Here is a 24,624-nt window from a genome sequence, read left to right as displayed (position 1 = left end):
GGGGCAGTGGACCTGAGAAGCCACTGCCCTTCTTCTTGCTGACGGCTGAACGCTGTCTGCTTCCCTTACACTGCTCCCCGGACAGGTGATCTGAATGACTCAAACGGAACGTCCCCTGGACGTGGTGATTCTCGCGGCGGGGCAGGGCACCCGCATGAAGTCGGCGCTGCCGAAGGTGCTGCATCCCGTGGCGGGCCGCCCGATGGTGGCCTGGGCCGTCAAGGCCGCGCAGGAGCTGGGCGCGCGCAACATCGTGGTGGTGACGGGCCACGGGGCCGAACAGGTGGAGGCGGCGCTGGCAGGCTCCGGCGTGCGCTTCGCGCGGCAGGCGCAGCAACTGGGCACCGGGAACGCCTTTCTGGTGGGCGCGGAGGCGCTAGGCCCGCAGGACGACGCCGACATCCTGGTGCTGTACGGCGACACGCCGCTGCTGCGCACGGACACGCTGCGTGCCCTGATTGCCGACCACCGCGCGGGGCACAGCGCCCTGACCATCCTGACGGGCGAGCTGCCTGACGCGACCGGCTATGGCCGCATCCTGCGGGACGCGCAGGGCAACGTGGAGCGCATCGTGGAGGAAAAGGCCGCGACCCCCCAGGAAAAGGCGGTGCGCGAGTTCAACTCCGGTGTGTACGTGATGGATCGCCGCGCCCCCGAACTGGCCCGGCGCATCACCAACGACAACGCGGCGGGCGAGTATTACCTGACCGACCTGCTGGAACTGTACCGGGGGGAGGGCGCACCGGTCCGCGCCTTCAAGCTGACGGACGCGGGCGAGGTGATGGGCGCGAACGACCGCACCCAGCTCGCCCAGGCCGAGGCCATCCTTCGCGAGCGCATCAACACCGCCCACATGCGGGCCGGGGCCACCTTGCAGGCCCCCGACACCATCCGCATCGAGGACACGGTGACGCTGGGCCGCGACGTGACCATCGAGCCGGGCGTGATCCTGCGCGGGGAGACGCGGGTGGCGGACGGCGTGACCGTCGGGGCCTACAGCGTCCTGACCGACAGCGTGCTGGAGGGGGGCGTGACCGTGAAACCCCACAGCGTGCTGGAGGGCGCGCACGTCGGCCAGGGCAGCGACGTGGGGCCGTTCGCGCGCCTGCGCCCCGGCACGGTGCTGGGCCAGGGCGTCCACATCGGCAACTTCGTGGAAACGAAGAACGCGCGGCTGGACGCGGGGGTCAAGGCCGGGCACCTCGCCTACCTGGGCGACGTGTCCATTGGCGCGGAGACGAACGTCGGGGCGGGCACCATCGTCGCCAACTTCGACGGCGTGCAGAAGCACCAGAGCCGGGTCGGCGCGGGCGTCTTCATCGGCTCCAACTCCACGCTGATTGCCCCCCGCACAGTCGGGGACGCGGCCTTTATCGCGGCGGGCAGCGCCGTCCACGAGGACGTGCCGGAGGGTGCCCTGGCGATTGCGCGCGGCAAGCAACGCACCCTGGAGGGCTGGTCGCGCCGCTACTGGGGCGGGCTGCGGGAGAAAGTGGGGCAGAAACTGCCCTGGCTGGCGGGGTGGCTGGAGCGGCAGGGGTAAGGACAGGTACGCAGGAAGCGGTGCGCGGTACGCAGGAACTTCTTTTCCCGCGTACCGCGCACCGCGTACCACCTCCCCCCTATCCTCCCCGTGCCGCCGCCAGCCCCTCCAGATACTCGCGGTCCTCCACCCGCTGCACCCTGGGGTTCAGCAGTTGCCAGGCGCAGATGGCAATGACCAGCACGCCCATCGCGGCGATGACCGGGCCGGGGGGCAGGCTGGCGGACAGGCCGGTGACGAGGGCCATGCCCAGCGGCACGGTGATGCGGCCGATCATGCGGCGCACCGCGAACACCCGGCCCTGGAGTTCACGCGGGACCTGCGATTGCCAGATGCCGCCACTGTGCGCGTTGGTAATGGGCATCACGAACACGGTGAGGGCGAAGGCGGCGGCGGTCAGGTACACGTTGCCCGAAAGCCCCATCAGGACCAGACCCGCGCCCGACAGCAGGGCCGGGACCAGGATGCCCAGCACGCGCCGCTTTTTCAGGCCGCCCCAGGCGCTGATCGCCAGGCCGCCCAGGAACATCCCCGCGCTGGTGACCGTCTGGATGATGGCGAGCGTGGCGGCGAAGCTCAGGCCCCGCGCGGTGCGGTCGGGTTCCAGCGTGAAGGTGGTCAGCAGGGTCTGATACACCGGGATGGCGGCGGTGGCGAAGTTCAGCGCGGCGGCCAGCAGCAGCAGATGCAGCAGGGGCGGGCGGCGCAGCAGGTAAGTCCAGCCCAGGCGCGTGTCGGCCCGGAGGTTGGCGGCGGCGCTGCCGTGGTGTTCGGCGGGCGGCGGGCTGGGAATGGTCAGCCCGGCCAGGAAGGCGGCGGCGATCAGGAAGCTCACGCCGTCCACCAGCAGCGCAAAGGGCACGCCGCTGCCCAGGTGGGCCAGCCAGCCCCCGCCCAATGAGCCGCGCCCCAGCAGGGCCGGAACCCCGATCAGCAGGGTCGCCAGCGTGGGGGCCAGCAGGTTGCTGAACTGCCGGGTGGTCTGCATCATGCCGTTGGCGCGGGTCAGCTGCTCCCCCGGCACGATCATCGCGTAGCTGCTTTCCAGCGCCGCCTCGTGAAAGATGCTCAGCGACTGCGTGACGATCACGTAGGCGAACAGCAGCCAGAAGGGCACCACCATGCTGAACATCAGGGCGCACATGCCCAGGGTGACAGCGCCGCTCAACACGTCGCAGGCCAGCATCACGCGCCGGCGGGGGGTGCGGTCCACCAGCGACCCGGCCAGCGGGGCCAGCAGCACCGCCGTCAGCGTGGCGGCGATGGCAAAGGCCCCCAGCGCGAGGGCCAGCGGGGCCTTTTGTGCCGGGTCCGGATAGAGCGTCTGCGCCACATACACGTTCAGCGCGAACCACGCCACATAACTGCCAATCTGGCTGATCGACTGCGAACCCCAGAGGACCAGGAACGTGCGCCAGCCGCCCGCCAGCGTGCCATGAGAGTCAGTTGAGGACATGACACGGCAGTCTAGAACGTGTGGTGTGATGGCGTGGGCACAAATCTGCGGCGTCCGGGCGGAAGCTGGCCGGAGAGGGCCTGGGGGGTTCTTCGCGGCGCTCCGGAGTCAATCACCCGGCGCGGCGGTTATCCCCGAGGCATCGGTCAACGGCGTGTCCACCCGGCGCAGCACCGGGTTCAGCAGCCCCACCGCCGCGACCAGTACCAGCAGCAGCCCCGACCACAGCAGGAGGCTTCCGGGGGCATACCGGGCGGCGAGCAGGCCCGCCAGCGCCGTGCTGACCGGGCCGGTGAACTGGGCGAGCAGGCGGCGCACGCTGAACACCCGGCCCTGCATGTCGGGCGGCACCTGTGCCTGCCAGATGGCCTGCGAATGCGCGTTCATGAGGGGCATCATCAGGCCGAAACAGGCCACGGCGAGGCAAACGGGCACCAGTGCGCCCAGCACCCCGCTCGCCGCGTGCGCCGCGCTCGCCAGCAGGGCAGGCACCAGCACCCCCAGCACCCGCCGCCGCTTCAGCCCGCCCCAGGTGCTGACCAGCATCCCCCCCGCCAGTCCCCCCGCGCTGAACGCCGTCCAGAGGGTCGCCAGCGCCGCCTGCTGCGAGAGGCCGTGCGCCGCCGCGTCCGTCCCCAGCGCAAAGCGCACCAGCAGCGGGTGCAGCACGCCCACGCCGCTGGTGAGCAGGTTCACGGCGGCAAAGGTCAGCAGCAGGTGCAGCAGCGGCAGCCGCGCGAAGATGAAGCGCCACCCGAAGCGCATGTCCTGCCACAGGGTGGGGCGCGGGCCAGCCGCTCCACCCCTCCAGTCCCGGCGCAGCGGTGTGGGAATCGAGAGCCGCCAGACCACCAGCGCGGCCAGCACGAAGGTCGCCGCGTCGATGGCAAACGCGAGCGGCACGCCGTCCCGGACGCCTGCCAGCCACGCGGGGCCGCCGCCTGTCCGTGCCAGCGCCGGCAGGCCAATCAGAAAGGCCGCCAGCGCCGGACTCAGCAGGCCCGACAGGCTCCAGATGGTCTGCATCATGCCGTTGGCGCGCGGGAGTTGCGCCCTGGGCACCAGCACCGCGTAACTGGTGTCGAACGCCGAGCCGTGAAAGGTGCCGATCAGCCCCAGCGTGGCCGTGAACAGCACCAGCGCCCACACGGGCGGCGTGGTCAGCGTGATCAGGGCCACGCCGCCCAGCAGCGCCAGCGCCCCCAGCAGGTCGCAGGCCAGCATCATGCGGCGGCGGTCCCAGCGGTCCGCGAGGGCACCGGCCAGCGGCGCACCCACGAGGGCCGCGAAGGTCCAGCCCAGCGCCGTCAGCGAGAGCGCGTGTGCCAGCTCGGCCCGTTGCGTGTCCAGCGGAAAGCGTGTCTGCGTGAGGTAGATGTTCAGCGCGAACCCGCTCAGCCCGCCCCCCAGCACACTCAGCGCCTGCGACCCCCACAGCCAGAGGAACGTGCGCCAGCCGTTCGCTGGGGCTGCGGGGGCGGAGTCGGGCACGGGAGGCATCAGCGGCAGCGTAAGCCGCGCGGGCCGGCGGGACCATACGCCGGATGGCGGGGGCCGCCGGGAGGGGCCATACCCTGCCCCCATGCTGACCCGGCCCGGCACCCTCACCCCCGAACTGGAAGCCCTGCTCGCCCGCGCCATGTTCCCCGACCCCGAACGCCTCCGCCGCACTCTGGAGAGCTACCGCCTGGGCACGGAGCGCCAGGTCTATGCCTGGGTGGTGGGCGGCCAGCCCGTGAGCGCGGCGGGCATCCGCCAGCAAGGCGAGCCAGCGGGAAGAGATGTGGAGGTGCTGCACCTTGGCACCACACCGGGCCAGGAGGGGCGGGGGCACGCGCGGGCGCTGCTGCACGCGGTGGCCGCTCACCTGAACGCCGCGCGCCTCGTCGCGGAGACGGACGACAGCGCAGTCGGCTTCTACCGCCGCGCCGGGTTCGAGGTCAGTTCCATCCCCAGTCGCTGGGACTGGGTACGCTACCGCTGCGTTCTCACCCCTTCCTGAGCTATTCAGGAGGGATTGTCCCAGGGTCGACGCCCGATGACATGGAACACATGCCAGTGCTTGAGACCACCAAGCGCTGTCGGGCCTTCCTCGTCTTCCTCGACAAAGTGTTCCAATTCCAGCGTGCGACACATGGCCTCGACCTCGGCCCGGGTGTGAAAGTTCATGCCGGGACGCCCTGCCCAGCCGTCGCGTTCCCCGAAGAACTGTCCAGCAAAGCGTCCACCCGGCAGGAGCCGTTCCATGAGCTGCGCCCACAACCCAGGAAAGGCGGCTGGGTCACAAAAAGGAAGACTGTAACTGGCATTGAACATCAGGGCATGAGGCACTTCCAAGGTCTCGAACGTGGCCTGCTGCACCTGGAGACGGCCCTGAAGCCCAGGAGGGAGACTGGCCCGCAGGCCTTGAATGGCTCTGGGGTCCTGATCGACAGCGACGACGTTCCAGCCACGCTCCAGCAACGCCAGCGTATCGTTGCCTGCGCCACAGCCCAGATCGACGGCAAGGTCAGCCCCAACAGGACGCGCCTCTTGACCGAACAGCTCAAGCGCCTGCCGGAGGGTGGGCCTCGCCGGTCGCCCCTGAAGTTTCTGGTGGTAGGCCTCCCAGCGGCTGTTCTGGCTGTGTCCGGACATGGCCCTAATTCTGCCTTCTGGTGATTGTCGTCGACCAGGGACAATTCTTGCCGAGCCGCGTCTCAAGTCAGACCTGGAGTCAATAAACGCCGTGGGCTACCGCTGCACCCTCACCCCTTCCTGAGCTTCTTGCGTTCCTCCACGGCGAGTTTGTCCACCCGCTCGTTCTCGCCGTGCCCGTTGTGGCCGCGCACCCACACGAAGGTCAGGGCGTGAATCTTCGCCTGGGCAATCAACTCCTCCCAGAGGTCCTGGTTCTTGACCGGCTCGCCGCCCGCCGTCTTCCAGCCGTTGCGCTGCCATTTCAGAATCCAGCCGTCGGTGAAGGCCTTGCGCAGATACTGGCTGTCGGTCACGACCCGCACCTGACAGGGACGCTTGAGGACCAGCAGGCCCTCCAGCAGCCCGCGCAACTCCATGCGGTTGTTGGTGGTCTCCCGCTCGTTGCCGCTGAGGACCAGTTCCTTGCCGCGGTAGTTGAGGATGGTCGCCCAGCCGCCGTGCCCGGCCTGGGTGTCGCAGGCCCCGTCGCTGTAGAGGTCCACCTGCTCGCCCGCGACCGGCACCGCCGGCTGGATGCCCGCCTTGATGGGCAGCAGGTCACGCGCGGCGTCCTGCGCCTTTTGCGCGGCGGACTTTCTGAAGTGCGGCTTTCCGCCTGGCCTGCTCATACGGATTCCGCTCCATTCCGCAACAAGCGGGAAAGCGCCGCTCGTTGCTCCATATCGCGGCACCCGTATTTTCTCCTGCTCGCCCCGCTCGGATTTTTAGGTTTACAAGTAAACCTTTCAATCGGAGTCCGTATCATAACCCCGGAACTGTAGGGAAGCCCCGCGCGTACTGTCAACATGAGCCTCCCGCACGCCACGGCCCCCGCCCGCGACCCGGACTTCATCCCCGAAGCCGAGCGGACGCCCGCGCTGGTGATTCACCTCTCGCCGCTGCTGGGGCTGGTGCTGCCCGCCCTGGGCAACGTGCTGGGGCCGCTGGCCGCCTGGCTCGCCTTCCGCGACCGCGCCCCGGTGCTGGACCGCCAGGGCAAGGAGGCGCTGAACTTTCAGCTCAGCGTGTGGCTGTACTCGTTCCTGGTGGGGCTGCTGTTCTTCGCCCTCTTCAGCCTGGGCCTGCTCGGCGGGGCGGTGGGCGCAGCGGCGGGGTCGGGCAGCCTGGGAGCCTTCGCCTTTTTCGGCTCGCTGGCGGCCTTTTTCGCCTTCTTCATTCCCGCCACCATCGTGCTGTGGGCCTTTCCGCTGGTGGTGATGCTGCTGGCGGTGCTGCGGGTGAACCAGGGGCGGGCGTACCGGTATCCACTGAGTATCCGGTTCGTTCGGTAAGGGCGCGGGAAGCGGGACGCGGTGCGCGGTGAACAGAGCTTTTCCTGCGTACCGCGCACCGCCCCCTTCTCTCCCCTATCCTCTCCCCATGCGAATCATGGCGGTCTTTGCACACCCTGACGACGAGATCGGCTGCATCGGGACGCTGGCGAAGCACGCGGCGCGCGGCGACGAGGTGCTGCTGGTGTGGACCACGCTGGGCGAGCTGGCCTCGCAGTTCGGGGATACCCCGCACGAGGAGGTGCGGCGGGTGCGGCGCGAACACGGCGCGTGGGTGGCGGGGCGCATCGGCGCGAAGTACCACTTTTTCGACATGGGCGACAGCCGGATGACGGGCGGGCGAGGTGAGGCGCTGCAACTCGCCCGCCTCTACGCGCACTTCCGCCCCAACGCGGTCATCACCTGGAGCGACGACCACCCCCACCCCGACCACCGCATGACGGCCAAGATTGCCTTCGACGCCATCACCCTGGCCCGCATCCCCAAGATCATCAACGAGTCGGGCGGCGGCGCGGCCATGCCCCCCGCCCCCAACCTCAGCGGCGACGAGGCGGTCGAAAGCGGCGAGGACGTGGCCCGCCTGGAAGCGTGGCGCGAGCCGGTGCGCTTCTACCAGTACTACGCCCCCGCCAGCCCCTACCCGGAGATGTTCGTGGACACCAGCGACACCTTCGAGGCCGCCGAGGAGGTCGCCGGCTACTACCGCGACTTCTACAAGTGGGCCTGGACCGCCGAGCAGTTCCGCGAGGGCCGCGCCGCCCTGGGCCGCCTTGCCGGGGTGAAGTACGCCGAGCGGTTCAACCTGCGGGCCTCGCATCTGCGGGCGCGGGCGTATCTGGATTAGTGCGTGGGAGGCAGGACGCGGTGCGCGGTAAAAGAGCTTTTCCTGCGTACCGCGCACCGCGTCCTGCGCCCCGGAGGCGCTACACTCGCCCCCGACATGTCCGAAGACATCCACATCAAGCAGAGCATCGTGGTGCGGGCGCGCCCGGACGTGCTGTACCGGCTGGCGCTGGAGCCGAAGCGGCGCGTGCGCTGGGACCCCAATCTGGTCCGCGCCGAGTACGAGGGCGGCGAGGGGAAACTCACCAACAACGTGCTGGTGCGCTTCAAGTTCTCCCGGCGGCTGCTGGGGCTGAGCTTTGTCGCCAAGTACGGGCAACTCCAGGCCCCGCTGCGCGGCGGCTGGGAGAGCGTGCGCAACGTGGGGCCGCTGGAAAAGCTCACCCAGGGCTGGAGCTTCAAGGCCATGCCGGGCGGCACCGAGGTCACGCTGACGGTCAATGGCCGGGTGCGCTACCGCTGGATTCGCCAGCCCCTGGAGCGAATGCTGCACAACCTGGTCGTGACCACACTGGTCGAACTCCAGCGCCAGGTGGACGCCCAGGGGGCGCAGCTCGTGGAGGACATGGGCCGCGAGATGCAGCGCAAACAGAAGGAAGAACAGCAGGCGGCGAAGGCCGCGGCCAAAGCGGCGCGGCGCAAGCGGTAACGGGACCGGTAGGAGCCGACATGGATTTGTGGGACCTGCGGGATAAAACGATCTTCCGGGACCTGCGCCTCACGCTGGGACGGCACCCGGAAACCGGCCAGCCCTACCTGCTGTTCATGGTGCAACGCGGCATCGGGGAGTACCCCGCCCGACTCCGCATCAGCGAGGACGAGTTCAGGCAGTACCAGCAAGCCCCCCAGTTGGCCGACCGCCTGACCGAGCGGTATCAGGGGTTGACCTGCGAAGAGGTGCGCGCTCTGGGGGCCGAGTGCTGAGCGCAGCGGGCTAGGGCTTATTTCTGGGAGGAACAGAGCATGACCGGAACGCAACCCGAACCACCCAAGCGCCACGAGTGGCAGCATCCCGTCACGGGCGAGCGCATCACCCTCACCTTTGCGGAGGGCGTAACCCGTCTGGAGCGTGGCCGAGGGGCGGCCGAGCTGCCCGGTCCGGCCTTCGACGAGGTGGCGGCGCTGCGGGAGGCGCAGGAACAGGTGGGGCAGTGGGACCCGTTCGCCCTGCGCCACCTGCGCGAGATGGCAAAGGCGGGCGTGTTCCAGGAGAATGGGCGGACCCTGGGTGTGGAGGACCTGGGCTTTCCGGCCCGGTTGTGGGAGGAGCTGGCCGCGTTCGAGCACGAACTGGAGCGGCAGGGCGGCCTGACGGTCACCCATGATGAGAAGTCCGGCTCCCTCCTCTGGAACCCCACCCCGGCCATGCGCGAGCGGTTCCGGCAGTTGATGGCGGGGCGGGTGCAGGTCTCAGCGCCGCCCGCCGACACGCCCTTTCATCAGAAGAGTCAGGAACTCCGGCAGGAAGGCTTCCTCCGCCTGACCAGCCGCAACGCGGGCGGCTCGCTCTGGCTCCCGCCCGTTCTGGAGCCGTACCGTCCGCAGCTCCAGGCGAGCGAACGCCCAGTCGTGCGCCTCGCCGCCGAGCCGGGGCGCGAGCCGAGGCTGTGGGAAAGCAAGGTGGGCGGCGTGCCTTACCGTCCGAAGGGAGCGGCCTGGCCCCACGCCCGCGGCGAGGACACCCGCCCGCTGGTGTTTCTGGCGCAGGTGAACTTCGCGGAGCTGAACGGGGACGGCCAAGCGCTGCCCGATTTCCCCAGCCGGGGCCTCCTGCAATTCTTCATCCTGAACGACGATTTTTACGGCGCGGAGATGGCTTCTTCCATGAAGCTGGACGGCGCGCAGAAGCATTACCGCGTGCTGTACTGGCCGGAAGTGGTGGAGGACGAGGCGGCGCTGGACACGTCCGTCCCCCGGCCTGAATACGACCCGCAGGAAGTGGCGCGGCTGCGCGAGGGCGGCTTTGAAAGCCTGATTGACGACAGTTCCCTCATCTGGGAAGAGCTTCCCTACGACTGGGATGCCCTGGAGGAGGAGACGGCATTTCCCTTCCGGCCCCGCGCCCTGGCCTTCCTGCCCGACCACGAACCCGTGAGCGGGGCAGACGGCATGGCCTCCGCGGTGCTGGGAGTGAACATCTGGGCCGAGGGGGTGACGGGGCATGACCTGGCCTCTGTCCTCTACAACCTCTCCCCCGGCGACCACAAGCTGGGCGGCTATCCCAACTTCACCCAGTCCGACCCGCGCCAGCCCGCGGACGACCTGATCCTCCTCTTTCAGCTCGATTCCGACGAGCGGCTGGGGCTGATGTGGGGCGATGTGGGCACGGCCAACTTCTTTATCCGCCCCCAGGACCTGAAGCGGCGGGACTTTTCAAAGGTCGCCTACCACTGGGACTGCGGCTGAAACGGGGCTGTGGCTGAAGGTTTTCCTAGCGCCCGGGCCGCCGAGCTTCTCAGACCCGCGCGTATGATGCCTCTCAGTAGGCACCTGGGGCTGGAACCGCTTCCGAGTTCAGCCCGGTGCCGGGAGGTCAGACATGAAGATGGGCATGATCGGGCTGGGCAAGATGGGCGGCAACATGGTGCTGCGGCTGACGCAGGGCGGGCAGCAGATCGTGGGCTACGACCGCAACCCGGACAACGTGGCGCTGATCGAGTCGCAGGGCGCAGAGGGTGCCCGCACGATGGACGAGCTGATCGACAAGCTGGGCGAGCCGGGCCAGCGGGCCGTCTGGGTGATGGTGCCCGCCGGGGAGATTACCCAGTCGGTGATCGACGACCTGGCGGCGCGGCTCGCCCCCGGTGACATCATCATCGACGGGGGCAACTCCAACTTCAAGGACACGATGCGCCGGGCCGCGGCGTTGGCCCAGCAGGGCATTCACTTTGTGGACGTGGGCACTTCGGGCGGCGTGTGGGGCCTGAAGGAAGGCTACGCGATGATGATCGGCGGCCCCGAGGAAGCGGTCGAGCGCCTGCGCCCGATTTTCGAGGTGCTCGCGCCCGCGCCGAATGAGGGCTGGGGCCGCATGGGGCCGAGCGGTTCCGGGCATTACGTGAAGATGGTCCACAACGGCATCGAGTACGGGATGATGGAAGCCTACGCCGAGGGCTTCGAGCTGATGCACGCGCACCAGGTCTTCAACCTCGACATGGCGCAGATCGCCGAACTGTGGCGGCACGGCTCGGTGATTCGCTCCTGGCTGCTGGACCTGACCGCCGAGGCGCTGAAGAACCAGACCGACTTCTCGCAGCTTTCGGACTACGTGGCCGACTCGGGTGAGGGCCGCTGGACCGTGATCGACTCCATCGAGCTGGGGGTGCCCACGCCGGTCATCACGCTGGCGACGCAGATGCGCTTCCGCTCACAGCAGGAGGTCAGCTACGCCGGGCAGATGCTCAGCGCGATGCGCCGCGCCTTTGGGGGTCATGCCGTCAAGGTCCTGGAATCCACCCGGCAGGAAGGCGTGGTGCCCGAGGTGCAGCCCGGCGAACATCCCAAGGCCGCCGCCCCGGAAAACATCCCCGTGGAGGCTGCGCACGCCGACACCGGCAGCCGCAGGCAGGCCGAGGAACTGGGCGAGACGGGCCAGAACCGCGTCACGGGTGACAGTCCCGTTCCAGGGAAGAACGCATGAGCGCGGAAGACCAGACCGGAAGCGGCCCCACTCCTGACAGCCCCACCCCCGACCGTTCCACTTCCGACAGCATCGAGCAGGCCGTGACCCACAAGATGGAGACGCAGAACGTGGACGTGGCCCAGCCTGCCCCGCCCGCCCGGCGCAAGACCCGCTCGCGCACGCCCCAACCCGGCGCGGAGGACGCGGGGGAAAACCCCTTCCGCGCCCTGATGCGCCGCAGCCGCGCGCCCGAACCCGCCACCCTGGTGATCTTCGGCGCAACCGGCGACCTCGCCAAACGCAAGCTGCTGCCCGCCGTGTTCGGGCTGTGGCAGGACGGGCTGCTGGGGAGTGCCTTCAACATCGTGGGCGTGGGCCGTCAGGAGATGACCGACGAGCAGTTCGGGGACTTCGTGATCGAGGCGCTGAAGTCGAGTAAGGAAACCGACGAGCCGCACCCCGGCGCGCTGGAGAAGTTCCGCGACCTGCTGTACTACGAGTTCGGGGACTTCGGCGGCGACGAGGTATACAGCCTGGTCGGCCAGGAACTCGACCGGGCCGAGGAGGCGCACGGCGGGCGCAAGAATGCCCTCTTCTACCTCTCCACGCCCCCCAGCCTCTTCGAGCCGATCAGCAACGGCCTGGGCCGCCTGGGCCTCGCGGACGAGTCAGAGGGCTGGCGGCGTATCATCATCGAGAAGCCCTTCGGGCGTGACCTGGCCTCGGCGCGCGAGCTGAACGCGGCGATTCACCGCGTCTGGGACGAGTCGCAGGTGTACCGCATCGACCACTACCTCGGCAAGGAGACGGTGCAGAACCTGATGGCAATCCGCTTCGGCAACGCCATCTTCGAGCCGCTGTGGAACCGCAGCTTTGTCGATCACGTGCAGATCACGGCGGCCGAGGACCTGGGCCTGGAAGGCCGCGCCGGGTACTACGAGGAGGCCGGGGTGGTGCGCGACATGTTGCAAAACCACCTGATGCAACTGTTCGCGCTGACCGCGATGGAGCCGCCCGCCGCCTTCGACGCCGACGCGATCCGCGACGAGAAGGTCAAGGTGCTGCGCTCGGTGCGGCCCATCCCGCCCCAGCGCGTGCCGGAAGTCGCCGTGCGCGGCCAGTACGGCCCCGGCACCCTGTACGGCGAGGAGGTGCCCGGCTACCGCGAGGAACCCGGTGTGGAGCCGGGCAGCACCACCCCCACCTACGTCGCCGTCAAGTTCGAGGTGGACAACTGGCGCTGGCAGGGCGTGCCCTTTTTCCTGCGCACCGGCAAGCGGCTGCCCAAAAAGGTCACGGAAATCGCCGTGGTCTTCAAGCGCCCGCCGCTGGGCATGTTCCCCGGCGGCACCGAGCGCAACGTGCTGGCCTTCCGCATCCAACCCGACGAGGGCGTGAGCCTGAAGTTCTCCTCCAAGTCGCCGGGGCAGGAGATGGTGCTGCGCGAGGTGGTGATGGACTTCCGCTACGACGCCTTCGGCGCGCAGCTCGAAAGCCCCTATTCCCGCCTGCTGCTCGACGCGATGCTGGGCGACGCCACCCTCTTCCCCCGCGAGGACGAGGTGGACCGCGCCTGGCAGATCGTCAGCGGCCTGCTGGAAGCCTGGGAGGGACCGGACGCCGCCGCCCCCGACTTCCCCAACTACCCCGCCGGAACCTGGGGACCCGAGGCCGCCGACGCGCTGATCGGGCCGGACCGGCGCTGGAGGCGGCTGTGAGGGGGGCGCGGTACGCGGTGCGCAGGACGCGGGAAAAGATGGGGCCGTTCACTGCGCACCGCGTCCTGCGTCCTGCCTCCCCCCTCGGACGCGCCCAGCAGCTCAACCGAGGTGCTTTATGACCCAGGCTACCGACCTCCGCCCCCTCGGCCCCATCGAAACCAGCGTGCGGCGGGCGCAGGCCACGCTGGACGAGCTGTGGGCGCAGACGGATGTGGAGACGCGGGCGTATACGGGCAACATTGTGGCGCTGACGGTGCAGAGGCATCTCTCGCGGGTCGAGGAGGCGCTGGCGGGGCTGGAGGGGCGCTACGCGGGGCGGCAGATTATCGGGGTGATGGACGCGGGACACCAGGCCGAGTTGCAGGTGCAGGTGAGCCTGGTGCCGCAGCCGGGCGGGCTGTACATCGAGCGGCTGCGGCTGGCCGCCACCCCGGAACAGCTTCAGGGTGCGATTCTGCCGCTGCTGCGCCCGGCCACCGTGAACCACGTGTGGTGGGGAGCCGACACCCAGCCCGGCGGGGTATTGCTCTCGGAACTGGCCGAGATTGCCGATCAGGTCATCGCCGACAGCCTTACGCTGGACATTCCCCCGGCGCGGTACTACGCTCTGGCCGACCTGGGCTGGTCGCGCTCGGCGGGCTGGCGCGAGGCCCTGGCCCAGATCTTCGACAGCCCCGACGCGGCCCGGCAACTGGGGCAGGTGGACCGCCTGACCGTGCGCTACGCGGGCACCAACGCCCTGCCCGCCCGGCTCTTCGCGGGCTGGGTGGCCGACACGCTGGGCTGGCCCGACCTGGGGGACGTTACGTTTGAGGCCGCGACCTGCGAGCGCGAGAACGGCGACCTGTGCGGTCTGGAACTCGCGGGCGAGGGCGTGCGCTTTACCCTCAGCGCCGGGGAGGCCGAACTGGTCCGCACCGAGGCGCGCTGGGCCGACGTGGAGCGCACCACCGAGCTGAACGTGCCCCCCATGAGCCTCGCGGAGGGCCTCGCCCGCGTGATGGCCCGCCCCGAGCGCCGCGAGGTGTTCGAGCGGGCCTGGGCGCTGGCGAAGGCGAGCCTGTGAGGGGCGGGGTGTGGGGTGTGAGCTGTGGGGTGTGGGAAGGACGCGGGGCGCGGGGCGCGGGACGCGGTGAGGACGCGGCGTTCTATGCCATCTGCCGTCTGCCATCTGCCTTCTGCGCGGGACGTGCCCCATGAACCTCCACGTCTTTCCTACCCCGGAGGCCGCAGCGCGGGCGGCGGCGGAAGCCTTCGCGCAGGCGGCACGGGAGGCAGTTACGGCGCGCGGGGCCTTTCACGTCGCGCTGTCGGGGGGCAGCACGCCGAAGCTGATGTACCGGGCGCTCCGTGACCTGCCGGACGTGCCCTGGGCGCAGGTCCACATCTACTTCAGCGACGAGCGCAGCGTGGGGCCGGACAGCCCCGACAGCAATTACGGCGCGGCGCGGGACGAACTGCTGACGCACGTACCGGTCCCGGAAGCCCAGATTCACCGGATGGAGGGCGAACGCCGCCCGCTGGAGGAGGCCGCGCGGGACTACGCCGCCCTGCTGCCCGAACAGCTCGACGTGGTGCTGCTGGGCATGGGCGACGACGGCCACACCGCCAGCCTCTTTCCCGGCACCGAGGCACTGAACGCGGCGGGACGGGTCGCCGCCAACTGGGTGCCCAAACTGGACACTGGGCGGCTGACCTTCACTTTTCCCGAAATCAACGCGGCCCGCGAACGCTGGCTGCTAGTGGTGGGGGCAGGCAAGGCCGACGTGCTGCGCGAGGTGCAGGCGGGTGAGGGTGAATACCCAGTCGCGCGGGTGCAGGACCCGGTCTGGTTTCTGGACGGGGCGGCGGCAGAAAAACTGAAGCGAGTCTAGAACCGCGTGCTGGGAAAGGTCCGGGCCATGTGTCCGGGCCTTTTGCCTTTACGCTGCCCCAAGTGACCAGGCAGGCAGGAGGCGCGGGGGCGGAACCCATGTCACGTCCGGCACGTATCTGGTCGCGGCACCTCGCCGTCCTTTCCGTTCTCTCCCCTCCCGGAGGTTCTATGACTGTTCGCGCTTCCCAAAAGGCCCTGCTCCTCACCCTCGCGCTGCTGACGGGGGCCACCGCCTCCGCGCAGACCGCGCCCGCTGCGGCTCCGGCCAGCACCACGGCCCAGCCCGCCCTCCCTGCGGGCGTCACCTTTGTGACCGAGGTGGAGGGCATCCGCGAGTACCGCCTCCGCAACGGGCTGCGGGTGCTGCTGTTCCCGGACACGTCCAAGACGACCTTTACCCTGAACGTGACCTATCTGGTGGGCAGCAAGAACGAGAACTACGGCGAGACGGGCATGGCGCACCTGCTCGAACACATGCTGTTCAAGGGCACGCCGACCAGCGGCAACATCCTGGAGGGCCTGGGCAAGCGCGGGGCCGACTTCAACGGCACGACCAGCGAGGACCGCACCAACTACTTCGAGACGCTGACGAACACCGGGGACAACCTCGCCTGGGCCGTTCACCTCGAAGCCGACCGCATGACGCGCTCGAAAATCAGCGGCGACGACCTGAAGACCGAGATGACGGTGGTCCGCAACGAGTTCGAGTCTGGGGAGAACAGCCCCTTCGGCCTGCTGTACAAGCAGGTGCGCTCGGTGGCCTTCGACTGGCACAACTACGGGAACACCGCCATCGGCAACCGCTCGGACGTGGAGAACGTGCCGGTGGACCGCCTGAAGGCCTTTTACCAGCGGTATTACCAGCCCGACAACGCGGTGGTGACGCTGGCCGGGAACTTCCAGTCGGAGCAGGCCCTGAAGCTCATCGCCGCCGAGTTCGGCCCCATTCGCAAGCCCTGGCGCACGCTGCCGCCGCTCTACACCGTGGAACCCCCGCAGGACGGCGAGCGCAGCGTGACTGTGCGGCGGGTGGGCGACCAGCAAATCATCCTGGCGGCCTACCACATGCCCAGCGTGCGGCACCCCGATATGCCCGCCCTGCTGGTGCTGGACCAGATTCTGGCCGACGAACCCGCCGGGCGGCTGTACAAGGCGCTGGTGCAGACCAAACAGGCCACCGCCATCGGCAGCCTGACCAACAGCGCCGACGACCCCGGCCTGATGCTGTACGCGGCGGTGCTGGGCAAGGACGACAACGCCGCGCCCGCCCAGGCGACCCTGCTGGCGACCCTGGAAAACGCCAGCAAGACGGCCTTTACCGAGGAGGACGTGGCCCGCGTCCGCACCCGTGTGGTCAGCGGCTACGAGCAACTGCTCGCCAAGCCGGAATCGGTCGGCCTGGCCCTGTCCGAGTACATCGCGGCGGGCGACTGGCGGCTGCTGTTCAAGCTGCGCGACGAGCTGGACAAGGTGACCCCGGCCGACGTGCAGCTCGTGGCAGCGACGTATCTCAAACCCACCAACCGCACCCTGGGCCTCTTCGTCCCGACCGCGCAACCCGACCGGGTGACGGTGGGCGCGGCCCCCAGCGCCGCCGAGCTGCTTAAGGGCTACCAGGGTCGCGCGGCCCTCGCGGCGGGCGAGACGATTGCGCCCGAACCCGCCGCCCTCGAAGCCCGTGTGACACGCGAGAAGGTGGCGGGCGCGGACGTGGCCCTGCTGCCCAAGAAGACGCGCGGCGAGCGGGTGGAGTTCGTCCTGAACCTCGACTTCGGCAACCCCGACACCGCCCGCAGCGGGAAGGACGCCGCCGACTTCATCGCGCCGCTGCTGACGCGCGGAAGCAAAGACCTGACCCGCCAGCAGCTCAACGACCGCCTGGAGGCCATCAAGACCCAGCTCAGCGTGGACGGCAGCGCGACCGGGGCCACCGTCACCGTCAGCACCGACCGCACGCATCTGCCCGAGGCGCTGGCGCTGGTCCGCAAGGTGCTGCGCGAACCCGTCTTCCCCCAGGCCGACTTCGACGAGATTAAAAAGGCCGCCCTCGACGACCTGGAGGCGGGCCGCAACGAGCCGCAGGCGGTGGCGGGGCAGGCGCTGGCGCGGGTCTTCATGCAGCCGGGGGCCAAACGCGGCGACCTGGGCTACGCGCCCACCCTCGACGAGAGCCTCGCGGACACCCGCGCCGTCACGCTGGCACAGGTGCAGGACTACTACCGCAAGGTGTGGGGCGCGGCCCGCGCGCAGGTGGCGGTGGTGGGTGACTTCGACCCGCAGACCATCCGCGCGGCGCTGCCCGAGATTCTGGGCGGCTTCAGCAGCGGCGTGCCCTACCAGCGCGTGACCCTGCCGCTGACCACGCCGCAGACGCAGGACCTCGTGCTGAACGTGCCCGACAAGGCCAACGCGGTGTACTTCGCCCGCCTGAACTTCCCGCTGCGCGACGACAGCCCCGATTACCCGGCCCTGGCCGTCGCCATGCGCGTCTTCGGCGCGGGCACCGACTCGCGCCTCTTCAACCGGCTGCGGCAGAAAGAGGGCCTCAGCTACGGCGCGGGCGGCGGCGTCAGCGTCTCCAGCCAGGACCAGAAGGCGAGCTTTACCTCCTACGCCATCTTCAACCCCAACGTGACGGGCAAGGTGGCGGCCGCCATGCGCGAGGAACTCGACCTGGCCCGCCAGAAGGGCTTCACCGCCCAGGAAATCGAGGCCGCCAAATCCGCCCTGCTGCAAGAAGCCCGCGTGGCCCGCAGCGAGGACGCCAACGTGGCCGGTTCACTTGCCCGCCAGCTTTACCTGGGCCGCACCTACGCCTTCACCGCCGACTTCGAGGCCAAACTGAAGGCCGTCACGCCCCAGATGGCCCAGGACGCCCTGCGGAAGTACGTGGACCCGGCGAACCTGGTGGTGGTGCGGGCAGGGACGTTCGGGAAGTGAGGTTGGGCCTCTAGCCCGTGGCTTGTGGAGGTGGGGGAGGTGTTCCCCCGCCTTCTTTCTTTTTCTCTGCGCCGTAGCAAGCTGCTGTCCCAAGGGTTGGCAGTGGGAGTGGGGAGCGAGCGTCCATGTTGCTGACAGCCCGGAAGAAGCACCCAAACGCCCAGCCCGCTAAAGCTCTCGCGCCCCTGTCTTTTCAAACTTTGGAGCCGCTGCCCAGGTTCCACCCTTCCAGCGGTCAGGCCTGGAAGACGAGCCGTTCGGGCCGCCAGGCCCGAGGCCGCCTGGTGGGCTGGGCAGAGCGACCAGCGGGAAACCGGGGCGAAGCCTGGCCCCCCTTCCACCGCAAGGAACCCCCTTGCCCAGCGCAGCGCCACTCCCCCCTGCCCCCCGGTGGGGGGTAGGGGGGCTGGGGGGGCGGGGGGAAGCTCGCAACAAGATGCCCGACCCCAAAAAAACCACCCGCCCCACAACCGCAACCCAACAACACGGCACTGCCGACGGTTTGCCCCCTTCTGTTCCCTCCACCCCACAAGCCACGCGCCACAGACCCCATACTCTCCCCCGTGAACCACGCCGACCTCCTCTCTGACCTCGCCGTGTCCCTGGGCGCGGACGCGGTGGGCTGGGCACCCGCCCACGTCCCGGCCTCAGCCGTGGCGGAGTACGCAACGTGGCTGGGAGCGGGACGGCACGCGGGCATGGCCTATCTGGAACGGCAGCTTCCGGCCCGCTCGGACCCGGCGAGCCGTCTGGAAGGTGCGGCGAGCGTGCTGGTGCTGGGCGTCTCGCACGCCTTCGCGGACCCCGGCGTGCCTGCGGGCGGCGTGCGGGTCGGGCGGGTCGCCCGCTACGCCTGGACCCCCGACTACCACGACCAGCTCCAGCCCATCCTGACCCGGCTGGAGGAGGAAGCGGCCCGGCTGGGGGTGCGGGCACGCGGATACGTGGACCACGGCCCGGTGATGGAACGCCTCTTCGCGGCGGGAGCTTTTCTGGGCTGGCGCGGCAAGTCGGGCATGAACATCAGCACGCGGCTGGGAGCCTTCGTGACGCTGGCGGTGCTGCTGACCGACCTGCCTTTTGAGGGTGCGGTGGAGGCGCATCCCGACCGCTGCGGGCGCTGCTTCCGCTGCGTGGCCGCCTGCCCGACGAACGCAATTGGCCCCGACCGCGCCATCGACGCCCGGCGCTGCATCTCGTACCTGACCATAGAACACCGGGGGCCGCTGCCGCACGAACTGCGGGCCGGGGTGGGGAGCTGGCTCTTCGGCTGCGACGTGTGCAGCGAGGTCTGCCCGTGGACGGGGAAGGCTGGGCCGCTCGCGCGACTCTTCAGGCCGGACCCCGAGCTGGCCCACCCCGACCTGAGCACCTTTTTCGGCCTCAGCGAGCGGCAGTTCGAGCGGAGATACGCGGGCACCGCCTTTCTGCGGCCCCGGCGCAAAGGCATGGCCCGCAACGCGCTGACGGTGCTGGGAAACACGCGCGCCCCGGAGGGCTGGCCGCTGCTGCTGGCCGGAGCCGAGGACCCCGCCTGGGAGGTGCGCGAGGCCGCCGCCTGGGCGCTGGGGCAGTGGGATGAGGCGGGGCACCTTCACCCGTTGCTGAACGACCCGCACGAGGCGGTGCGGGCGGCGGCAGCAGCCGCGTTAGGCGTCGCTTCATAAGTGGCCCGCCTGGGTGATAAGCCACGCTTTTTCCTCTAACTGCATGGTGTGGTGAGGCATGGCAAACCTGACCGAGACCTTCATGCGGGCACTTCAGACCACCGAGCAGAGCGGCGACTCGGCAGAACTGGTCGCGCTGTTCTCCGACGATTCGACCCTGCAAAACCTTACCACCCAGCTCTGGCGGGGCCAGGAGGGCGCGCGGCAGTTCTGGGAGGCGTACCTGGGCAACTTCCAGACCATCCGCAGCCAGTTCACCCACCACAGTGACGACGGCCGCACCGGCCTGATGGAGTGGGAGGCCACCGGGCAGCTGCGGGACGGCACCGACATTGCCTACCGGGGCGCGAGCGTGATCGAGCACGACGGGCAGCAGGTCAGCGCCTTCCGCACCTACTACGATTCGGCGGCCTTCGTGAAACCGGCCGTGGAGACGCAGGGCTGAAGCAGCCCCCGGAATGGGTGAACAACATCTGAACACCGCACGGCGGGGGCAGGTCGCTACCATAGGCGAAATGCATCCCCGCCTTGCTCTGCCTGCTGTTCTGACTGCCCTGGCGTCCCTGCCCCTGACGGCGGCCCTCGCGCAGCCCACGCCGGTCCTGCGGCCCACCGTGACCGCCCGTTATCCCCATGACCGCGCGGCCTTTACCGAGGGGCTGCAATACCTCGGAAACGGGCTGCTGGCCGAGAGCACCGGGCTGGTGGGCGAGTCGGGGGTGCGGCGGGTGGAGTTGAAAAGCGGGCGGGTGCTGGCCGGGGTCGCCACGCCCCTTGCCAGCGCTTTCGGGGAGGGCGTGAGCGTGCTCGGCGGCGTCGCCTACCACCTGACCTGGCAGTCGGGGCTGGCCTACGCCTTCGACGCCGCCACCCTGCGCGAGGTGGGCCGCTACCGCTACCAGGGCGAGGGCTGGGGCCTGACCAACGACGGCCGCAGCCTGATCATGAGTGACGGCTCCAGCACCCTCTTCTGGCGCGACCCCCGGACCTTTGCCGTGACCCGCACCCTCCGCGTGACCGACGCGGGCCAGCCCGTCAAGAACCTCAACGAGCTGGAATACGTGCAGGGCAGCATCTACGCCAACATCTGGCTCACGAACCGCATCGCGCGCATCGACCCGAAAAGCGGGAACGTGACCGCCTGGCTCGACGTGACCCCGCTGATGCAGGAGGCCAGCGAGGGCGCTGCCCGCGGCCCCCAGCCCCTCACCTTCGACGACGTGCCCAACGGTATCGCCTACGTGCCCGAGCGCGGTACCCTGCTGCTGACCGGCAAACGCTGGCCGACGGTCTACGAGGTGAAGGTGCCGGGCCTGAAGCCGGAAACGGGCACCAACGGGCGGGGCCGGACGGGGCGCTGAGGCCGGAGGCTAGAGCCGCGCCTCCACCGCCCGCCAGATGTCGTCGGCCAGGGCGTCCACAGGGCGGGTCGCGTCCAGGACCAGAAAGCGTCCAGGGTCGCGGGTGGCGAGCGTCAGAAAGCCCCCCCGCACGCGGGCATGAAAGTCCAGGTCGGCACGTTCCAGGCGGTCGGGAACGCCACGTGAGGCCGCCCGGCTCAATCCCACCGCCGGGTCGAGGTCGAGCAGTACCGTGAGGTCGGGCACCAGCCCGCCCGTCACTTCCCGCGTGAGGCTGGCGAGAAAGGTCCCGTCCAGCCCCCGCCCGAAGCCCTGGTAGGCCAGGCTGGAATCGGCGTAGCGGTCGCAGACTACCATCTCACCCCGCGCCAGCGCCGGACGAATCACGTTGGCGACCAGTTGCGCGCGGCTGGCGGAATACAGCAGGAACTCGGGCAGCGGGTCGATGCTCAGGGCGGGGTCGAGCAACACCTCGCGCACCCGCGTGCCCAGCGGCGTTCCGCCCGGCTCGCGCGTGACCACGTGTGGCACCCCCACTTTCCCCAGCCGCACCGCCAACCGCGTGAGCTGCGTGCTTTTGCCCGCGCCCTCAGGGCCTTCGAAGGTGATGAAGGGGGGGGTCACTGGCATTCACCGAGAGGCTGTGGGTTGTGGGTTGTGGGTTGTGGGCGGCCTCCTACAACCCACAACCCACGTCCTACAGCCCTCAAAGCCCCGTCGGATGATGCAAAAATTGCCACGGCAGCCCGAACTCGTCCTCCAGGCGGGCGGCGAGGGCGCGCACGCCGAAGACCTCGGTTTCGTAGTGTCCGGCAAAGACCACGTTCACGCCGTACTCGAAGGCGTCGTGGAAGTGCTTGTGTTCGGGTTCGCCGGTCAGCAGGGTGTCGAGGCCCGCGGCCGCCGCCTCCGCCACCGCGCCCGCGCCGCTGCCGCTGACGATGCCCAGGCGGTGAACCTGGGGAATCCCGCCCCCGTGCACCAGGCAGATTTCGCCGGTGAGCTTCTGCACGCGGTCGGCGAAGTCCTGGAGGGACTGCGGGAAGGGCAGCTCGCCCGCCAGGCCGATCTTGTGACCTTGCCAGTCCCCGAAGGGCTGCGGGTTCTGGAGGCTCAGCGCGCGGGCCATCATCGCGTTGTTGCCGACCTCGGGGTGGGCATCCAGCGGAATGTGGGCGGCATAGAGGTTCAGGTCGGCCATCAGCGCCGTGCGGAGGCGCTCGCGGTGCGGCCCGGTCACGGCCAGCGGCTCGCCCCAGAACAGCCCGTGATGCACCAGCAGCAGGTCCGCGCCGCTGTCGGCGGCGTCCTGAAGTGTCTTGAGGCTGGTGTCCACACTGGCCGCGACCCGCCGGATGGTGTCCGTCCCGGCGATCTGAAGGCCGTTGAGGCTGAGGTCGGGATAGGCGTCGATGTTCAGGTAGTTGTTCAGCCAGCGCACCAGCGTGTCGCGGTCGACCTCTCCTCGGCGGGCAGGGCCATGCGGGGGGGTGGGGGTGGGATCGGTCATGGGGTGCATTGTAGGCGGGCGGCTCAGGGCGCAGGGGTCAGCAGCACGCTTTCGTGTGCCCCCTCCACCACCTCCAGCCGGTTGCCGAAGGGGTCGCGCAGGAACACGCGGGGCACGCCCGCCTCGGCGTCCGCGCGGTACGGCACGCCATGCGCCTCACAGTGTGCCCGAAACGCGGCGAGGTCACGGCAGCGCAGGGCCGGGTGTCCCTTCTCGCGCGGCATGAAGCCAGGCGTCACGCCCACGTGCAGTTGCCGCCCGTCGGGGAGGGCAAACCAGGCCCCGCCCCGCGCCCGGAGTGCCTCCGGCTTGAGCAGTTCCGGCAGGCCCAGGAAGGCCCCGAAAAAGGCCTGCGCGTCCGTCTCGCAGCCCGCGGGGGCCTCGACCTGCACGTGGTCCAGCCCGGAAATCAGGGTCGTCATGGGCCGAGCGTAGCCCCTCGCGCCCGGGGGGCCGCGTGCCTGGGGCGGGAACAGCACCCCAGTCCAGAGCCGTTCTTCAGAAAACCGCCCGCCGCACCGGCCATGCGGTACACAGGAAGGAAACGCCGAAAGGGGAACGCGATGAACGAGAACCATGCCCGCACACACCAGGACCAGACACACGAGCACCAGGACCTTCAGCCGCGTGAGGAAGGCCAGGGCCGCTCCAGCCGCTGGGTACCCGTGGTGGCGGCTGGCCTGGCGGGGGCCGTCACCGTGACGCTGCTGAACGAGGGCGCAAGGCGGGTGTTGCCCCACGCCCCCCGCATGGAGGTGATTGGGGAACGTGCCCTCAGCCGCTCCCTGCGGGCCGCGGACGTGCAGCCGCCGCGCGGTGAGGCCCTCTACCGCTGGACCCTGCTGGCGGATGTCTTCTCCAACAGCCTGTATTACAGCCTGGTGGGGGCCGGGTCGTCCCGGAAGGCCTGGCAGCGGGGCGGCGCGCTCGGGCTGGCTGCCGGGGTGGGTGGGGCGCTGCTGCCACGTCCCCTCGGGCTGGGGCGTCAGCCGGGCGAACAGGCCCCGCTGACCCAGCTTCTGACCATGGGCTGGTATCTGGCCGGGGGCCTCGCCGCCGCCGCGACCTACCAGGCACTGGCAGAGCGCGAGGTGGGGTGAGGCACAGGGAAAGAGCAAAAAGAAAAACCCCCGTCCCAGGACGAGGGTTTTTTCTCTTGGTGGCGATGCCCGGACTTGAACCGGGGACCTAACGATTATGAGTCGTTCGCTCTAACCAGCTGAGCTACATCGCCTTGAAAAGTGCCCCGCACATGGCGGGGCCTTTTGGTGGAGCTGAGGGGATTCGAACCCCTGACCTTCTGAATGCCATTCAGACGCGCTCCCAACTGCGCCACAGCCCCGAAGGCCCGGTTAGATTACCAACGACCTCCCGACTTGTCAACGCCCCCCGGCGGCACGCTGGGCCGCGAGCTGCACGTACCCCTCGATCAGGTGGATGACGACCGGGTTGTGTGTGTGGACGCCATGCGCCTCGCCGCTGCCGCCCTCCTCGATAAAGTGGGCAATCACGGCGGCCTCGCCGTCGCGGGCGAGCAGAAAGGCGCGCTGGCCCTCGGCGGCGACCGCGGGCAGGTCGACCAGCGAGGCGCGGTACAGGTCCACGCCGCGCGGGGTCAGGCGCTCCAGCCGTTCGGCCAGCGCCGTCTCGCCCGCCATGTACACGCTGCGGCGCGCGTTCAGGGTGAGGTCCTCGCAGAGACTGCGGATGGCCGCCTCGCCGTACAGGTGGTAAACGGCCTCGGGGGCCGGGTCAGGGGCCAGGCGCGAGAGGTCGCGGTCCAGGGCACCCAGGCGGTCATCGAAGGAGCGGCGGGCGCGGGCCAGGTACTCGCGGGCGCTCAGCGGGGCATATTCCAGGGGATTTTGCCCGACACGGGCGGCCAGGCCCCGGCCCTCCAGCCGTTCGAGCGTCTCATAGATCTTGGGCCGGGGGATGCCCGCCTGCCGGGCCACGCGGGCCGGGACGGCCCGGCCCAGGGCCAGCAGGGCAGTGTAAGCGCGTGCCTCGTATTCGGTCAGGCCCAGCGCTTGCAGGTGAATCACAGCACTCATGTCTATCCAGCATACGGGAAAAGCCTCTCCCGGCTGCCCCGGCCCCCGCCGAGCGCGCAC

24 protein-coding genes and 2 tRNA genes are annotated in these 24,624 nt (G+C 69.6%); 16 read left to right on the top strand and 10 right to left on the bottom strand.

The annotated features are described in order from the left end of the window. The first annotated feature begins 94 nt into the window (after window positions 1–94). Complete coding sequence (gene glmU, locus ABEA67_RS10200) at window positions 95–1,543, top strand: bifunctional UDP-N-acetylglucosamine diphosphorylase/glucosamine-1-phosphate N-acetyltransferase GlmU (RefSeq protein ID WP_345464740.1); 1,449 nt, start codon at window positions 95–97, stop codon at window positions 1,541–1,543. A 79-nt stretch (window positions 1,544–1,622) separates the two neighbouring features. Here the strand turns inward: glmU and ABEA67_RS10195 are convergent, their stop codons facing one another. Continuing rightward, a complete protein-coding gene (locus ABEA67_RS10195; protein WP_345464737.1) occupies window positions 1,623–2,999 on the bottom strand; it encodes an MFS transporter in 1,377 nt (458 codons plus the stop codon). Between the two features lie 108 nt (window positions 3,000–3,107). Continuing rightward, entirely contained in the window at window positions 3,108–4,499 is a 1,392-nt protein-coding gene (locus tag ABEA67_RS10190; protein ID WP_345464735.1) for an MFS transporter, read from the bottom strand. Between the two features lie 82 nt (window positions 4,500–4,581). On the opposite strand from ABEA67_RS10190, the gene ABEA67_RS10185 reads away from it, so the two are divergent. Further along, the gene (locus ABEA67_RS10185) at window positions 4,582–5,001 is read left to right on the top strand and encodes a GNAT family N-acetyltransferase (RefSeq protein WP_345464733.1); all 420 of its coding nucleotides are present in this window, start codon (window positions 4,582–4,584) and stop codon (window positions 4,999–5,001) included. Window positions 5,002–5,006: 5 nt separating this feature from the next. Here the strand turns inward: ABEA67_RS10185 and ABEA67_RS10180 are convergent, their stop codons facing one another. Beyond that, window positions 5,007–5,636, bottom strand: coding sequence for a class I SAM-dependent methyltransferase (locus tag ABEA67_RS10180; RefSeq protein ID WP_345464731.1), 630 nt, complete (start codon window positions 5,634–5,636; stop codon window positions 5,007–5,009). A gap of 110 nt (window positions 5,637–5,746) precedes the next feature. Continuing rightward, entirely contained in the window at window positions 5,747–6,307 is a 561-nt protein-coding gene (gene rnhA / locus ABEA67_RS10175; RefSeq protein WP_345464729.1) for a ribonuclease HI, read from the bottom strand. Window positions 6,308–6,484: 177 nt separating this feature from the next. Between rnhA and ABEA67_RS10170 the strand changes: the two genes are divergently transcribed. The 13 genes from ABEA67_RS10170 to ABEA67_RS10110 all read left to right on the top strand — a co-directional run bounded on the left by ABEA67_RS10170 (window position 6,485) and on the right by ABEA67_RS10110 (window position 21,000). Next, window positions 6,485–6,970, top strand: coding sequence for a DUF4870 domain-containing protein (locus ABEA67_RS10170; RefSeq protein WP_345464728.1), 486 nt, complete (start codon window positions 6,485–6,487; stop codon window positions 6,968–6,970). 88 nt (window positions 6,971–7,058) lie between these two features. Then, window positions 7,059–7,814, top strand: coding sequence for a PIG-L deacetylase family protein (locus tag ABEA67_RS10165; RefSeq protein WP_345464726.1), 756 nt, complete (start codon window positions 7,059–7,061; stop codon window positions 7,812–7,814). Window positions 7,815–7,910: 96 nt separating this feature from the next. Continuing rightward, a complete protein-coding gene (locus tag ABEA67_RS10160) occupies window positions 7,911–8,462 on the top strand; it encodes an SRPBCC family protein (RefSeq protein WP_345464724.1) in 552 nt (183 codons plus the stop codon). Between the two features lie 20 nt (window positions 8,463–8,482). After that, a complete protein-coding gene (locus ABEA67_RS10155; protein WP_345464722.1) occupies window positions 8,483–8,737 on the top strand; it encodes a hypothetical protein in 255 nt (84 codons plus the stop codon). 39 nt (window positions 8,738–8,776) lie between these two features. Beyond that, on the top strand, window positions 8,777–10,219 hold the full coding sequence (locus ABEA67_RS10150) for a YwqG family protein (RefSeq protein WP_345464720.1): 1,443 nt from the start codon (window positions 8,777–8,779) through the stop codon (window positions 10,217–10,219). A gap of 133 nt (window positions 10,220–10,352) precedes the next feature. Continuing rightward, window positions 10,353–11,453 carry a phosphogluconate dehydrogenase (NAD(+)-dependent, decarboxylating) gene (gene gnd, locus ABEA67_RS10145; protein WP_425557178.1) on the top strand — a complete coding sequence of 367 codons (1,101 nt, stop codon included), beginning with the start codon at window positions 10,353–10,355 and terminating at the stop codon, window positions 11,451–11,453. A 95-nt stretch (window positions 11,454–11,548) separates the two neighbouring features. Continuing rightward, on the top strand, window positions 11,549–13,153 hold the full coding sequence (gene zwf, locus ABEA67_RS10140) for a glucose-6-phosphate dehydrogenase (protein WP_345464775.1): 1,605 nt from the start codon (window positions 11,549–11,551) through the stop codon (window positions 13,151–13,153). 118 nt (window positions 13,154–13,271) lie between these two features. Next, window positions 13,272–14,222 carry a glucose-6-phosphate dehydrogenase assembly protein OpcA gene (locus ABEA67_RS10135; RefSeq protein WP_345464718.1) on the top strand — a complete coding sequence of 317 codons (951 nt, stop codon included), beginning with the start codon at window positions 13,272–13,274 and terminating at the stop codon, window positions 14,220–14,222. A 130-nt stretch (window positions 14,223–14,352) separates the two neighbouring features. Further along, window positions 14,353–15,030, top strand: coding sequence for a 6-phosphogluconolactonase (gene pgl / locus ABEA67_RS10130; protein WP_345464715.1), 678 nt, complete (start codon window positions 14,353–14,355; stop codon window positions 15,028–15,030). 170 nt (window positions 15,031–15,200) lie between these two features. Beyond that, window positions 15,201–17,972, top strand: coding sequence for a M16 family metallopeptidase (locus ABEA67_RS10125; RefSeq protein WP_345464712.1), 2,772 nt, complete (start codon window positions 15,201–15,203; stop codon window positions 17,970–17,972). 563 nt (window positions 17,973–18,535) lie between these two features. Next, a complete protein-coding gene (queG, locus tag ABEA67_RS10120) occupies window positions 18,536–19,639 on the top strand; it encodes a tRNA epoxyqueuosine(34) reductase QueG (protein ID WP_345464709.1) in 1,104 nt (367 codons plus the stop codon). Window positions 19,640–19,697: 58 nt separating this feature from the next. Then, window positions 19,698–20,084, top strand: coding sequence for a nuclear transport factor 2 family protein (locus tag ABEA67_RS10115; RefSeq protein WP_345464706.1), 387 nt, complete (start codon window positions 19,698–19,700; stop codon window positions 20,082–20,084). A gap of 70 nt (window positions 20,085–20,154) precedes the next feature. Further along, window positions 20,155–21,000: a glutaminyl-peptide cyclotransferase gene (locus ABEA67_RS10110; protein ID WP_345464703.1), complete on the top strand. Its 846-nt coding sequence runs from the start codon at window positions 20,155–20,157 to the stop codon at window positions 20,998–21,000. A gap of 9 nt (window positions 21,001–21,009) precedes the next feature. Here ABEA67_RS10110 and tmk read toward each other — a convergent pair whose 3' ends face one another. The 3 genes from tmk to ABEA67_RS10095 form a co-directional block, all read right to left on the bottom strand. Beyond that, window positions 21,010–21,630 (bottom strand): dTMP kinase, encoded by a 621-nt coding sequence (gene tmk, locus ABEA67_RS10105; RefSeq protein ID WP_345464700.1) that lies wholly within the window; start codon window positions 21,628–21,630, stop codon window positions 21,010–21,012. Between the two features lie 76 nt (window positions 21,631–21,706). Next, complete coding sequence (locus tag ABEA67_RS10100; RefSeq protein ID WP_425557177.1) at window positions 21,707–22,519, bottom strand: Nif3-like dinuclear metal center hexameric protein; 813 nt, start codon at window positions 22,517–22,519, stop codon at window positions 21,707–21,709. A gap of 14 nt (window positions 22,520–22,533) precedes the next feature. Beyond that, window positions 22,534–22,932: a VOC family protein gene (locus tag ABEA67_RS10095; protein ID WP_345464695.1), complete on the bottom strand. Its 399-nt coding sequence runs from the start codon at window positions 22,930–22,932 to the stop codon at window positions 22,534–22,536. Between the two features lie 141 nt (window positions 22,933–23,073). Between ABEA67_RS10095 and ABEA67_RS10090 the strand changes: the two genes are divergently transcribed. Then, window positions 23,074–23,610 (top strand): hypothetical protein, encoded by a 537-nt coding sequence (locus ABEA67_RS10090; protein ID WP_345464692.1) that lies wholly within the window; start codon window positions 23,074–23,076, stop codon window positions 23,608–23,610. A 57-nt stretch (window positions 23,611–23,667) separates the two neighbouring features. Here ABEA67_RS10090 and ABEA67_RS10085 read toward each other — a convergent pair. The 3 genes from ABEA67_RS10085 to ABEA67_RS10075 all read right to left on the bottom strand — a co-directional run bounded on the left by ABEA67_RS10085 (window position 23,668) and on the right by ABEA67_RS10075 (window position 24,564). Continuing rightward, window positions 23,668–23,744 (bottom strand) — tRNA-Met (locus ABEA67_RS10085). Window positions 23,745–23,776: 32 nt separating this feature from the next. Further along, window positions 23,777–23,852: transfer RNA gene (locus ABEA67_RS10080), tRNA-Ala, on the bottom strand. Window positions 23,853–23,889: 37 nt separating this feature from the next. Next, window positions 23,890–24,564 (bottom strand): TrmB family transcriptional regulator, encoded by a 675-nt coding sequence (locus tag ABEA67_RS10075; RefSeq protein ID WP_345464690.1) that lies wholly within the window; start codon window positions 24,562–24,564, stop codon window positions 23,890–23,892. Window positions 24,565–24,624: the final 60 nt, after the last annotated feature.

The sequence above is a fragment of the Deinococcus carri genome, from assembly GCF_039545055.1.
Classification (GTDB): domain Bacteria; phylum Deinococcota; class Deinococci; order Deinococcales; family Deinococcaceae; genus Deinococcus; species Deinococcus carri.
This window is presented reverse-complemented; position numbering and strand designations above follow the sequence as displayed.

Excerpts from the sequence above, each read along its gene's own strand:
- glmU (WP_345464740.1), top strand. The coding sequence starts at position 95 with ATGACTCAAACGGAACGTCCCCTGGACGTGGTGATTCTCGCGGCGGGG.
- tmk (WP_345464700.1), bottom strand. The coding sequence starts at position 21,630 with ATGCCAGTGACCCCCCCCTTCATCACCTTCGAAGGCCCTGAGGGCGCG.
- pgl (WP_345464715.1), top strand. The coding sequence starts at position 14,353 with ATGAACCTCCACGTCTTTCCTACCCCGGAGGCCGCAGCGCGGGCGGCG.
- ABEA67_RS10165 (WP_345464726.1), top strand. The coding sequence starts at position 7,059 with ATGCGAATCATGGCGGTCTTTGCACACCCTGACGACGAGATCGGCTGC.
- ABEA67_RS10180 (WP_345464731.1), bottom strand. The coding sequence starts at position 5,636 with ATGTCCGGACACAGCCAGAACAGCCGCTGGGAGGCCTACCACCAGAAA.
- ABEA67_RS10190 (WP_345464735.1), bottom strand. The coding sequence starts at position 4,499 with ATGCCTCCCGTGCCCGACTCCGCCCCCGCAGCCCCAGCGAACGGCTGG.
- ABEA67_RS10150 (WP_345464720.1), top strand. The coding sequence starts at position 8,777 with ATGACCGGAACGCAACCCGAACCACCCAAGCGCCACGAGTGGCAGCAT.
- zwf (WP_345464775.1), top strand. The coding sequence starts at position 11,549 with ATGGAGACGCAGAACGTGGACGTGGCCCAGCCTGCCCCGCCCGCCCGG.
- ABEA67_RS10095 (WP_345464695.1), bottom strand. The coding sequence starts at position 22,932 with ATGACGACCCTGATTTCCGGGCTGGACCACGTGCAGGTCGAGGCCCCC.
- ABEA67_RS10090 (WP_345464692.1), top strand. The coding sequence starts at position 23,074 with ATGAACGAGAACCATGCCCGCACACACCAGGACCAGACACACGAGCAC.
- ABEA67_RS10160 (WP_345464724.1), top strand. The coding sequence starts at position 7,911 with ATGTCCGAAGACATCCACATCAAGCAGAGCATCGTGGTGCGGGCGCGC.
- ABEA67_RS10110 (WP_345464703.1), top strand. The coding sequence starts at position 20,155 with ATGCATCCCCGCCTTGCTCTGCCTGCTGTTCTGACTGCCCTGGCGTCC.
- ABEA67_RS10170 (WP_345464728.1), top strand. The coding sequence starts at position 6,485 with ATGAGCCTCCCGCACGCCACGGCCCCCGCCCGCGACCCGGACTTCATC.
- ABEA67_RS10115 (WP_345464706.1), top strand. The coding sequence starts at position 19,698 with ATGGCAAACCTGACCGAGACCTTCATGCGGGCACTTCAGACCACCGAG.
- ABEA67_RS10075 (WP_345464690.1), bottom strand. The coding sequence starts at position 24,564 with ATGAGTGCTGTGATTCACCTGCAAGCGCTGGGCCTGACCGAATACGAG.
- ABEA67_RS10135 (WP_345464718.1), top strand. The coding sequence starts at position 13,272 with ATGACCCAGGCTACCGACCTCCGCCCCCTCGGCCCCATCGAAACCAGC.
- gnd (WP_425557178.1), top strand. The coding sequence starts at position 10,353 with ATGAAGATGGGCATGATCGGGCTGGGCAAGATGGGCGGCAACATGGTG.
- ABEA67_RS10155 (WP_345464722.1), top strand. The coding sequence starts at position 8,483 with ATGGATTTGTGGGACCTGCGGGATAAAACGATCTTCCGGGACCTGCGC.
- ABEA67_RS10195 (WP_345464737.1), bottom strand. The coding sequence starts at position 2,999 with ATGTCCTCAACTGACTCTCATGGCACGCTGGCGGGCGGCTGGCGCACG.
- ABEA67_RS10100 (WP_425557177.1), bottom strand. The coding sequence starts at position 22,519 with ATGCACCCCATGACCGATCCCACCCCCACCCCCCCGCATGGCCCTGCC.
- rnhA (WP_345464729.1), bottom strand. The coding sequence starts at position 6,307 with ATGAGCAGGCCAGGCGGAAAGCCGCACTTCAGAAAGTCCGCCGCGCAA.
- ABEA67_RS10125 (WP_345464712.1), top strand. The coding sequence starts at position 15,201 with ATGACTGTTCGCGCTTCCCAAAAGGCCCTGCTCCTCACCCTCGCGCTG.
- ABEA67_RS10185 (WP_345464733.1), top strand. The coding sequence starts at position 4,582 with ATGCTGACCCGGCCCGGCACCCTCACCCCCGAACTGGAAGCCCTGCTC.